Source organism: Congregibacter sp., assembly GCF_965660375.1.
Taxonomy (GTDB): Bacteria; Pseudomonadota; Gammaproteobacteria; order Pseudomonadales; family Halieaceae; genus Congregibacter.
Genome location: NZ_CBFHZO010000055.1, coordinates 1 through 11,039 on the forward strand (window position 1 = coordinate 1; position 11,039 = coordinate 11,039).

The 11,039-nt window shown below is 58.4% G+C and carries 13 protein-coding genes; 11 read left to right on the plus strand and 2 right to left on the minus strand.

The genetic code is table 11. The features are described 5' to 3' along the window. On the plus strand, nt 1–254 hold a 254-nt coding region (locus ACTG3T_RS04805; protein ID WP_439101128.1), incomplete at its 5' end, for a YkgJ family cysteine cluster protein. Nucleotides 255–335: 81 nt separating this feature from the next. Further along, the gene (locus ACTG3T_RS04810; protein ID WP_439101129.1) at nt 336–1,349 is read left to right on the plus strand and encodes a zinc transporter ZntB; all 1,014 of its coding nucleotides are present in this window, start codon (nt 336–338) and stop codon (nt 1,347–1,349) included. Here ACTG3T_RS04810 and ACTG3T_RS04815 read toward each other — a convergent pair. Both ACTG3T_RS04815 and ACTG3T_RS04820 read right to left on the minus strand, forming a co-directional pair. Further along, complete coding sequence (locus ACTG3T_RS04815) at nt 1,346–2,191, minus strand: TauD/TfdA dioxygenase family protein (protein ID WP_439101130.1); 846 nt, start codon at nt 2,189–2,191, stop codon at nt 1,346–1,348. The genes ACTG3T_RS04810 and ACTG3T_RS04815 overlap by 4 nt on opposite strands. A 53-nt stretch (nt 2,192–2,244) precedes the next feature. Further along, complete coding sequence (locus ACTG3T_RS04820; protein ID WP_439101131.1) at nt 2,245–3,270, minus strand: DUF3187 family protein; 1,026 nt, start codon at nt 3,268–3,270, stop codon at nt 2,245–2,247. Here ACTG3T_RS04820 and ACTG3T_RS04825 point away from each other — a divergent pair. From ACTG3T_RS04825 to ACTG3T_RS04865, 9 genes are all read left to right on the plus strand, one after another. Beyond that, a complete protein-coding gene (locus ACTG3T_RS04825) occupies nt 3,257–4,138 on the plus strand; it encodes an urease accessory protein UreD (RefSeq protein ID WP_439101132.1) in 882 nt (293 codons plus the stop codon). The genes ACTG3T_RS04820 and ACTG3T_RS04825 overlap by 14 nt on opposite strands. A 75-nt stretch (nt 4,139–4,213) precedes the next feature. Continuing rightward, a complete protein-coding gene (gene ureA / locus ACTG3T_RS04830) occupies nt 4,214–4,528 on the plus strand; it encodes an urease subunit gamma (RefSeq protein WP_439101133.1) in 315 nt (104 codons plus the stop codon). Beyond that, nucleotides 4,525–4,830, plus strand: a complete 306-nt coding sequence (locus tag ACTG3T_RS04835) for an urease subunit beta (RefSeq protein ID WP_439101134.1) — start codon at nt 4,525–4,527, stop codon at nt 4,828–4,830. The genes ureA and ACTG3T_RS04835 overlap by 4 nt, the downstream gene beginning before the upstream one ends. Then, complete coding sequence (gene ureC, locus ACTG3T_RS04840) at nt 4,830–6,527, plus strand: urease subunit alpha (protein WP_439101135.1); 1,698 nt, start codon at nt 4,830–4,832, stop codon at nt 6,525–6,527. The genes ACTG3T_RS04835 and ureC overlap by 1 nt, the downstream gene beginning before the upstream one ends. Nucleotides 6,528–6,538: 11 nt before the next feature. Beyond that, complete coding sequence (gene ureE / locus ACTG3T_RS04845) at nt 6,539–7,018, plus strand: urease accessory protein UreE (protein WP_439101136.1); 480 nt, start codon at nt 6,539–6,541, stop codon at nt 7,016–7,018. Between the two features lie 68 nt (nt 7,019–7,086). Continuing rightward, a complete protein-coding gene (locus ACTG3T_RS04850) occupies nt 7,087–7,755 on the plus strand; it encodes an urease accessory protein UreF (protein ID WP_439101140.1) in 669 nt (222 codons plus the stop codon). Between the two features lie 78 nt (nt 7,756–7,833). Continuing rightward, on the plus strand, nt 7,834–8,472 hold the full coding sequence (ureG, locus tag ACTG3T_RS04855) for an urease accessory protein UreG (RefSeq protein WP_439101137.1): 639 nt from the start codon (nt 7,834–7,836) through the stop codon (nt 8,470–8,472). Then, nucleotides 8,469–9,941 (plus strand): xanthine dehydrogenase small subunit, encoded by a 1,473-nt coding sequence (gene xdhA, locus ACTG3T_RS04860; RefSeq protein ID WP_439101138.1) that lies wholly within the window; start codon nt 8,469–8,471, stop codon nt 9,939–9,941. Before ureG ends, xdhA begins: the two co-directional genes overlap by 4 nt. Next, nucleotides 9,934–11,039 (plus strand): molybdopterin cofactor-binding domain-containing protein (locus ACTG3T_RS04865; RefSeq protein WP_439101139.1); only part of this gene is annotated, 1,106 nt, incomplete at its 3' end. The genes xdhA and ACTG3T_RS04865, both read left to right, overlap by 8 nt.

Consider the following 11,039-nt stretch of genomic DNA (forward strand, 5'->3'; position numbering starts at 1 on the left):
TGAATTGCCGCAAAGGCTGCGGGGCTTGCTGTATCGCGCCATCCATAAGCAGTCCGCTGCCCGGAATGCCGGCTGGCAAACCGGCGAACACACCGTGCATCAACCTGGACACATCCACCTATCTTTGTCGTATCTGGGGAAGCGCCGAGTACCCAGCTGTGTGTGAGCAGTTTCGTGCTCAGGAGGATGTCTGTGGTGAGGACCGGGGGGAGGCACTTGTGCTCATCACCGACATGGAGCGAGATACCCTCTAGATACAAGGCTTTTCTCGGGTGCTTGCGCGGGCCGGGCACGCCCTGCATTATCGACTGACGTTTTCCTATTGCGGAGTGACCATGAGCAGCGAATCAACGCCGGAGCCGCAATTGCGTGATACAGCAGCACCGCAGGGTCTGGTTCATTCGCTTATCCTTGATGGTACCGGCGGATCCAAGGTCTACGATTGGCACAAGGTGGCAGGCTGGACGCCCGACAAGGGCTGTTTATGGCTCCACTTTAACTTTGAGGACGACGGCGCCCAACAGTGGCTAAAGGACGAAAGCGGCCTCAACGACATCGCGTTCAGCGCGCTGACGAATATCGAGACGCGCCCCCGTACCCTGAATCGCGGCGACAACCTGCTGCTCACACTCCGGGGTATCAACATGAATCCCGGGGAAGACCCGGACGACATGGTGTCTCTGCGCATCTGGACCGACGGCACCCGCATGATCAGCACCCGTCGCCGCAACCTGCTATCGACGAATGATGTATTGGAAGAATTGGACTCCGGCAACGGACCAAAAAATGCCGTAGAGCTTCTGGTCATTTGGACAGAACGCATTACCGAGCACATGACCGGCACTATCGAAGAATTCGAAGACCGCGTTATGACCATCGAGGAGCGCCTCCTCGGCGGAGAAACATCGGGCATACGCATAGAGCTCGCCACGCTGAGAAAGCAAATTATTTCTGTGCGTCGCTACCTGTCGCCCCAGAGAGAGGCCATGAACCGTCTTGGCGCCGAGAACCTCACCTGGCTCGATGATCTCAACCGCCTGAGGCTGCGGGAGGTGAACGACCGTCTTATCCGCCATATTGAAGATATGGATGAAGTCCGGGACCGGGCCATGCTGGCGCAGGAAGAGCTCAGCAGCCGTATCGCCGAGCAAATGAACGCTCGGAGCTATTTATTTACTGTGGCTGCCGTGATTTTTTTGCCTCTGGGGTTTCTCACGGGGCTCATGGGTATCAACGTCGGCGGCATGCCCGGTGTCGACAACGACGACGCGTTCTGGATTGTTGTTTTACTGTGCGGCGTCGTGGGCGTGGGCCTGACCCTGATTTTTAAAATGCGCCGCTGGGTCTAAGCACCGGCGCCAATCGTCGTTCTGTGCAACAGTCGATCGTAACCGTCGTAACCTCCCGTTGCCCGGTGCAGCAGACAGCGGTTGTCCCACATGATCAGCATGCCCTCTTCCCACTCGTGGGTGTAGATGTTTTCTTCATGGGTTTGCCAGGCATAGAGTTCCATTAACAGTTCCACCGCTTCTTCATCGGACATGCCTTCGATTCCGACGATGTAACCCAGACAACTGTAGAGTGACGCCCGACCCGTTTCACTATGCCGGCGTATCAGGGGGTGTGTCTGTACCGCCTTTGCATCGGGCGAAGGACGGATGTCCATGCTCCGGTCACTCGCGGCGTCGGCTTCGCCGTACATGCCGTCCGGAGCGTAGCCGGCCTTCGCGGAGTGCATGGCTACGCACCCCTCTATCCGTTGACGAAGTTCGCCGGGCAGCATATCCAGAGCCCTGTGTTGGTTGGCGAACAGCGTGTCGCCGCCGGTTGGGGGGATCGTGACGCCATGCAGACAAGTGCCGATGGGCGGCGTCGCCTGAAAGCTCCAGTCACTGTGCCAGGCCTCGGCAAAAATAGGCGCTGTTTCCTGCGCCCGACGCTCTACAGCGATGACGTGCTCACGGCCCGGAATGGGTGCGATAAAAGGATCCTCTCCAAAGGGTCCGAAGTATTGCGAGAAACGCTCCAGATCATCGTCGGTAATCATCTGGTCAGGGAAGGCCAGCACGTGATGCTCAAGCCACGCGCTGCGGAGCTTCTGCACTATATCTGCATCGAGATTTTGCGATAAATCAAGGCCGGTGACGCGGGCCCCACAGGCCTGCCCCGAGGGTTCAATACTAAAGCTCATCGCTCTTATCCTTATTAGTAGCTAATGCCGATTAATTTTAATCGTTGGTAATTTCAAAAACCATGAGCAAGGGAAAACCTGAAACTCACGTCCGGCGCGCTTCCCACAGCGAGATCTTCTACAAACTGCGCATCAATGAGCCAACGCTGCGCAGGCTGCCACCGAAGACCCAGCGTTCCCCACACGGGCGGCCCGTTTTCTCTTAGAACTGCAGCGTCATAAATCACATCGTGGGTATCAATTTGCGCCAGTATCGACAGCGACGGGTGCAGCAGCCAGGCAAGACTAAAACCTAAAAATGGTGTGAGCGAATCTGCACCCGGATCAAAGGCACTACTGCCTACCTCGCTCACGCCGACCTGTAAATGGCAGTTCAAATCGGCAAAGACACAGCGCTGTCGCGACCACCGCGCCCCCAGTGAGGCCCCCGTGTCCCCGCTGCCGGTAAAATCGTCCTGTTCGCCGGTGTCAAATTTGTACTGTGCAAATACCCCCAGCCCCCAGTGTTCGCCCGATGAGACCTGAAGGCTGGCGGCGAGTTCCAGGTCCCCGATGCCCGAGCGCGCAGACCCCACATCAAATCCCGGAGAACCCGTGTAGGCAAAGCGTAGTCTGTCCTCAGGCTGCTCCGCGCGGGGGCCATCCGGCATGCCCCAAAACGCATGCCAGCCATCGATGAGTGCGTCGAGCTGACCGCCACTGTGACTGATATAAGGCACGTTCAGGGACAAAGATAGTCCCCGTCCGAGGCCTCGCTGAAAACGAAAGTCCTGGCGCTGAGTCTCACCATCGAGCGTTAATCGCTCACCCGGTTGTTGCTCCAGCACTGAATGACTGGCCCAATGAAGCGTCCAGTCCAGTGCCCACTCCCCTTCCTTTACGGGGTTCGCAGTGCTCATCACCGGAACACCGAGATTGGCGTAGAGAGGCGACAGGTTACGACTGGCGATGGGCGCTGTAAGCGCGTCGCTGCCCTCGCCCGGGCTCTGTGCCAGCGTAAGCGGCGAGGCGATGCTCAGACCAAGAATCAGCGCTAAGTTGCGCCACATATCCAGGCAATGCGGTATGGTAGACATCATGCGTTTAGAAACCCTCGAACCCCGCACGGAGTCTAGCAAGCCGCTCCGCCAGTGGCGCGCCCGCCTGGACCTTTCTTTTAGTGAAAGTGCCGGCCTGACGCGCTTTGACCTCTGCTCCCACGAAGGCCCGCTGCGGGTGCAGCGACTCTTCTACCCGGAGCCTGGTAGTAAGGCCCACTGTTATCTCCTTCATCCTCCCGGTGGGGTGGTGCTGGGCGATGAGCTGCAGATCAATATCGCCGTAAAGAGTGGTGAAGCCCTGGTCACGACGCCTGCGGCGGGCCGGTTCTACACCGTAGAAGAGCACAGGGAAGTGCAGCGCCAGACCGTAAATCTGGTGATCGATGACGCCGGTCTGGAGTGGTTACCTCAGGAAACCATCCTGTTTAACGGCGTCAACGCTGAGCTCGATACCCGTATCGAGTTGAAATCACAGTCTCGCCTCGTCTTTTGGGACGTGGTGGTCCTTGGCAGACCCGCCTGCGGCGAGCAATTTACCCGAGGTCAACTTCGGCAAGGACTAGAAATTTTTCGCGACGGCACGCCCCTTCTCATTGAGCGCCTGGGCTGTAGCGCCGGCGACCGCGTAAGCCAATCCCCCATGGGCATGCAGGGACAAAGCACCGTCGGCATCATGGTGCTCACGGATATTCCCTCGATCCCCTGCCAGGAAGCCTGGCTTGAGGCGGTAAACCCTGAACCCAACCAGGGTGAGTTCACTGTCACACAGCGGGGAGAATTACTTATTGCTCGCTACCTGGGGGATGACGCGCAGCACTGTCGCCAGGGTTTTGCCCGCCTTTGGCAGGCGGCATCAGAGGACACCCGGGGAATAACCCCGGCTGTGCCCCGGATCTGGCATACATGATGCTTTGGCAGTACTTGCCGAGCAAAGAGTCGATGCCTATGCTCACGCCAACGGCATATAGCGTAAGGAATCAGGATGGACCTTAGCCCGAGAGAAAAAGATAAACTGCTGCTCTTTACCGCAGCGCTGCTCGCTGAGCGTCGGCGAGACAGGGGTGTAAAGCTCAACTATCCCGAGGCGCAGGCGTTAATCAGTGCCGCCATTCTTGAAGGCGCTCGAGATGGGCGAACCGTTGCGGAGCTGATGAGCTTTGGACGCACCATTTTGACGCGCGATGAGGTGATGGATGGCGTTGCCGAGATGGTCAAGGAAGTGCAGGTCGAAGCCACCTTCCCTGACGGCACCAAGCTTGTGACCGTGCACGACCCCATAGCGGGAGGTGCTTCGTGATTCCCGGTGAAATGATCACCGCCAGCGGCGAGATTGATCTCAACGAAGGCCGCGAGTGTCAGAGCATCAGCGTAGTGAATAGCGGCGATCGACCCATACAGATCGGATCCCATTATCATTTCGCCGAGGGCAACCCCGCGCTGCTGTTTGATCGCGACCTCGCCCGGGGGTTCAGGCTCAATATCGCGGCGGGCACCGCCGTGCGCTTTGAGCCCGGGCAGAAGCGTGATGTGGAGTTGGTGGCGCTCGCAGGCAATCGCAAAGTTTACGGTTTTCGCGGCGACGTGATGGGAGATCTCTGATGCGCAAGATCAGTCGCAGTGAATACGCAAGCATGTTCGGACCCACGGTTGGTGACAAGGTCCGTCTGGCAGATTCCGAGCTGTTCATCGAAGTGGAAAAAGACCACACGATCTATGGCGAGGAAGTGAAATTTGGTGGCGGCAAGGTCATCCGTGACGGTATGGGGCAGTCCCAGGTCAGCTGCGCGGAATCCCCGGATACAGTCATTACCAACGCACTGATCCTCGACTACTGGGGTGTTGTTAAAGCCGATGTAGCGATCACCGAAGGGCGCATCAGCGGCATCGGCAAGGCCGGCAACCCCGACGTGCAGCCCGGGGTTGATTTCCCCATTGGTCCGGGCACCGAGATTATTGCCGGCGAGGGACAGATACTCACTGCCGGCGGAATCGACGCCCATATTCACTTTATCTGCCCCCAACAGATCGAGGAAGCGCTCATGAGTGGCGTCACCACCATGATTGGTGGCGGCACGGGACCCGCGACGGGCACTAATGCAACAACTTGCACACCTGGTCCCTGGCACATTGGCAAGATGCTTCAGAGCGCAGAATCCTTCCCCATGAATCTCGGGTTTTTGGGTAAAGGCAACGCAAGCCTGCCCATCGCCCTGGAAGAACAGCTCCGCGCCGGCGCCCTGGGCTTAAAGCTCCACGAGGATTGGGGCACCACACCGGCCTCCATCGACAATTGCCTGAGCGTTGCAGAGCGCTTTGATGTGCAGGTGGCGATTCACACAGACACACTCAACGAATCAGGTTTTGTAGAGGACACCATCGCGGCCTTCAAGGGCAGGACGATTCACACCTACCACACTGAAGGGGCCGGCGGCGGCCATGCACCGGACATTATCAAAGCCTGTGGTTTGCCTAACGTGCTCCCCTCCTCCACCAATCCCACGCGCCCCTACACGATCAATACTGTCGACGAACACCTCGATATGCTGATGGTCTGCCACCATCTGGATCCTTCTATTCCTGAAGACGTGGCGTTTGCCGATTCGCGCATCCGCAAGGAGACCATCGCGGCCGAGGACATACTCCACGATCTGGGTGCCTTCTCGATTATTTCCTCGGACTCCCAGGCCATGGGACGGGTTGGTGAAGTGATCTGCAGAACCTGGCAGACCGCAAGCAAGATGAAGTCCCAGCGCGGTGCGCTCGGATCTGGCGCCGCTGACAACTTCCGCGCCATGCGTTACATCGCCAAATACACCATCAATCCCGCCATCGCCCACGGCATTGCCCACGAGGTGGGTTCGGTAGAAGTCGGCAAGCTCGCCGATTTATGCCTGTGGAAGCCGGCTTTTTTTGGGGTAAAACCCGCGCTCATTATCAAAGGGGGGACCATCGCCGCAGCGCCCATGGGCGACCCCAACGCGTCTATCCCCACGCCCCAGCCGGTGCATTACCGCCCGATGTTTGGCGCCTTTGGTAAGGCAAGCCGTGCCACCAGCGTCAGCTTTGTCAGTGCGGCATCCCTGGACGCAAACATCGGCGAGTCCCTGGGGCTGGATCGACGACTGGTAGCGGTAAAAGACTGTCGCAGCGTCACCAAGGCGGATATGCGCCTCAACGACTACCAACCGCATATGGAAGTGGATCCCCAAACCTACGAAGTACGTGCCGACGGTGAATTGCTGACCTGTGAACCTGCAACGGTGCTGCCCATGGCGCAGCGCTATTTTCTTTTTTAGGGGTCTGGTTTATGGATGAAATGATGCTAGAGGCTTACCACCATGCCACCGCTTTCGACGGTACCTGGCAGGATGAGGTACACCTTGTGTTTTCCGAGCGGGAAAAATCCCGCTATCGGACGACGACCGAACGAGGCCAGGAGTTAGGCTGGTTCCTGCCCCGGGGCATTGTGCTCGATGATGGGGATGCCCTGGTCTGTAACAACGAGGAAATTATCTTGATACGTGCGGCGACGGAATCTCTCACCGAGGCATACACCAATGACAGACATCTGCTGTTGCGGGCGGCCTATCACCTGGGCAATCGCCATGTAAGCCTGCAGATTTTACCCAACGCATTGCGCTTTCCCCGGGATCATGTGCTGGAGGAAATGCTCCGAGGACTGGGGCTGGAAGTGCGTGCGGTGGACGATGCCTTCACGCCAGAGTCTGGTGCTTATGCCGGAGTCACCCACTCTCACGACCATTCACACACCCACTCCCACAGCTAAGCGCTAATTCGCTAACGCTCCCTAAGCCCATGACGAACTCGCAAGCACATTCGCCAGCCTCGACCCAGCTGCGCTCTCAACTGCACCCTCAGCTGCATTTGCTGCATCTGTCGAGTCCGGCGCTCCCCATCGGAGCCTATGCCTACTCCCAAGGATTGGAGTACGCCATCGAGGCCGGCTGGCTGGAGGGCGAGGAACTGGCGAGATGGTTCGAGGACGGTCTTAATCTGGGTGTTGCCCAACTCGACCTTCCCGTACTACTGCGAGTGCAGGCCGCTCTGCACAGCGGCGATAGCGCTGCACTCAGCCACTGGAATGACCGACTATTGGCCAGCCGGGAGACGGCAGAGCTCCTTTTGGAAGATCAGCAAATCGGTGCCGCGCTCTGGCGACTACTTGGCACTCTGGGCACGCCCGCGTTGCCCGAACTGAACCAGCGCCCCGCTTATGCGGTTGCCTTTGTCGTCGCCTGCCACCACTGGCACATTGACCGTGACAGCGCTTTGCAAGGCTTTGCTTACAGCTGGTTGGAGAATCAGATCACGGCGGCCACCAAGCTGGTTCCCCTGGGGCAGAGTGCAGCACAAATACTGCTATTGGATCTACTGACGAAGATTCCCAAGGCCTGCGCCCATGCGATGACGGTAGAGGACAATGACATCGGTTTAAGTCTGCCCGGGCTGGCCATGGCCTCCTGTCGCCATGAGCGACAACACACCCGTTTATTCAGATCATGAAAACTGCGCTGAGCAATCCATTGATGAATTTCGCGAAGACTTTCACAAGCACTTTCGTAGACAGAAGAGGATGTAAGAATGAGTAAACCTGCGCTTCGCGTTGGTATTGGCGGCCCCGTTGGTTCGGGCAAAACGGCGTTGGTACGTCTCCTGTGCCAGCACCTTCGGGAGCGTTTCAGTATCGGCGTCATCACCAACGACATTTATACCCGTGAAGATGCCGAGTTTCTCCTGCGTCACGATGCCCTCGAGGGCGAGCGCATACTGGGCGTAGAGACAGGCGGCTGTCCGCATACCGCAATACGTGAAGATGCCTCCATGAATCTCGCCGCAGTGGACGAGTTGCAGGGTCGCTTTACCGATCTGGACGTGCTGTTTATCGAGAGCGGTGGTGACAACCTTGCGGCCACCTTCAGCCCGGAACTTTCCGATCTCACTCTCTACGTGATTGATGTATCGGCCGGGGACAAAATTCCCCGTAAAGGAGGCCCGGGCATTACCAAATCCGACCTTCTGATCATTAACAAGATCGATCTCGCTCCCCTGGTGGGAGCGGATTTGGATGTCATGGACCGTGATGCCCGCACCATGCGCGGCGAGCGTCCCTTTGAATTTACCAATCTAAAGAGTGAGGAAGGTCTCCAGGCGGTGATCGATTTTATTATCAGCCGTGGCATGCTCAGCGACGGAAAACAGAACGAAGGCAAGACTCAGTGATTCGATTTTTACATCAGCAGCGGGAGATCGCCCTTGGGCAGCTCCCCGCCAATACCAGCATTCTTGATTACCTTCGCGAGCACCGCGGTCTGACGGGTACAAAAGAAGGCTGCGCATCGGGCGACTGTGGCGCATGTACCGTTGTGGTCGCTAAAGCCGGTGATGATGGTCTTGAATATGTTCCGGTCAACGCCTGTATCGCACCGCTGGGAAGTCTCCACGGTACCCAGCTCATCACCGTCGAAGACCTGAAAGATGGCGACCGCTATCACCCCGTCCAGCAGGCCATGATTGAGAACCACGGCTCTCAGTGCGGTTTCTGCACGCCCGGTTTTATCATGTCGCTGTTCGCCCTGTACCATTCAACGGAGACCGGTGACCGTGAAGAGATTCTCGAGGCGCTGGGCGGCAACCTTTGCCGTTGTACCGGTTACCGCCCCATCATCGACGCTGCTGAGCAGGCCCTTGCCGGGGCCAGTGATGATCAATTCTCCCGCCGGGCGCAGGCCACCCTGGATCAGCTGCGCGCTCTTTTAGATACCGAAAGTGAAATTGAAGCGCTGGAATTGCCCCACGGCCACTACTATCGCCCCAAGGATGCAAATCACGTAGCGCGACTGTTGACGGAACACCCGGAGGCACGCGTTATCGCCGGGGGTACGGACCTCTTTCTTGAAAGCACCCAGGCACTCCGTGAGTTGCCGGTGCTCATCGACGTCATCGCAGTGCCCGAACTTCATGGAATTACTGTGGACCCCCGGCACATCCGCATGGGCGCTGCGGTCACGCATCGAGCTTCCGAGGACGTGGTGCTCGCTGACTACCCGGAGCTTCACGAGTTGATTCAACGCTTTGGTTCTCTGCAGATACGCTCTCAGGGCACCATCGCGGGGAACATTGCCAACGCCTCGCCCATCGGCGACTGGCCACCGGTATTGCTGGCGTTGGGGGGCAGCATCGAATTGCTGTCGGAAGCCGGACGGCGGTCCATCGCGCTGGATGATTTCTTTCTGGACTACCGCAAAACGGCGCAGCAAGCGGGTGAGTTTATCGCTGAGGTCCTGCTCCCGAGGCGCAACCCCAAGCTATTTCTCCGCGCCTACAAGATCAGCAAGCGTTTTGAAGACGATATCTCCTCAGTATGTGCAGTCTTTGCGCTCGAGATGAAGGGCGATCAAATTATCGGCGCCAGGGCCGCGTTCGGGGGGATGGCCGCGACACCCAAGCGCGCGTTCACCCTAGAGAAAGCACTGGAGGGAATAAACCTCCGAGTGGACCACCTCGATACGGCAGTCGCTGCGATTACAGAAGATTTCCAGCCGATTTCCGATGCCCGCGCGTCCGCAGAGTACCGACTGGCCGTGACCACAAGACTTCTTTCTCGGTTGCAAGAAGAGTTCCGGGGAGACACAGATACCCGCGTGCATGCGGTAGAAATGCACAGCGGCGAGCTAGCCATCCATGACTGATGACCACGCAACGACAAGCACTCAGCAAAGCGGGCCCAAGGGCTCCGCCGGTCAGGGCATCGCTCACGAAAGCGCAGCAAAGCACGTGTCCGGCGAGGCCATCTACATTGACGACATGATGGCACCCACGGGGACTCTCCATGCCTATGTCGGGCTATCAACCATTGCCCACGGCCTCGTATCCGATATGTCTCTCGCTGCGGTAAAGAATGCGCCCGGCGTTGTGGACGTCATTACCCGCGATGACATTCCCGGGATCACCGACATCGGCCCCGTCTTTCCCGGAGACCCGCTGATGGTGGGTGTGGGCGACACCGTGGAGTTTCACGGCCAGGTCCTGTTTGCCGTTGCGGCGACCAGTTACGCCGCGGCACGCAAAGCAGCACAGCTAGCCAGGATTGAGTACTCTCCCCTGCCCGCCTGCTTGACTATTGAAGAGGGATTGGAGGCCCAAAGCTTCGTGCGGCCTGCTCACTTTCAGCGCCGGGGAGATGCTCAGCGAGGGCTGGGCAAGGCCGACAATCGCATGCAGGGCGAACTGCAGATCGGCGGTCAGGAGCAGATGTACCTTGAAGGACAGGCGTCGCTATGCATTCCCGAAGAAGACGGCGGCATGCTGGTGTATTCCTCCACGCAAAACCCCACCGAAGGGCAGAAGCTCGTGGCGGAGGTTCTTGGGGTAGATTTTCATCAGGTGACCGTAGATACGCGCCGCATGGGGGGCGCTTTTGGCGGCAAGGAAACCCATGCCAATCAATGGGCCTGCCTGGCCGCGATATTAGCCCGGCGCACGGGTCGCGCGGTGAAGCTGCGTTTAGCCCGGGCCGATGACATGCGGGCCACGGGAAAACGGCATCACTTCCTGAGTCGCTATGACGTGGGTTTTGACGATCATGGTCAGGTTCAGGCGCTGGATCTTATGCTCGCCGGTGGCTGCGGCATGTCGCCGGACCTCTCGGATGCCATTGTGGACCGGGCGATGTTCCACAGTGACAACGCCTACTTTATTCCCGACGTTGCCGTCGCGGGACACCGGGTCAAAACCCACACCGTTTCCAACACGGCGTTCCGAGGGTTTGGCGGCCCTCAAGGCATGGT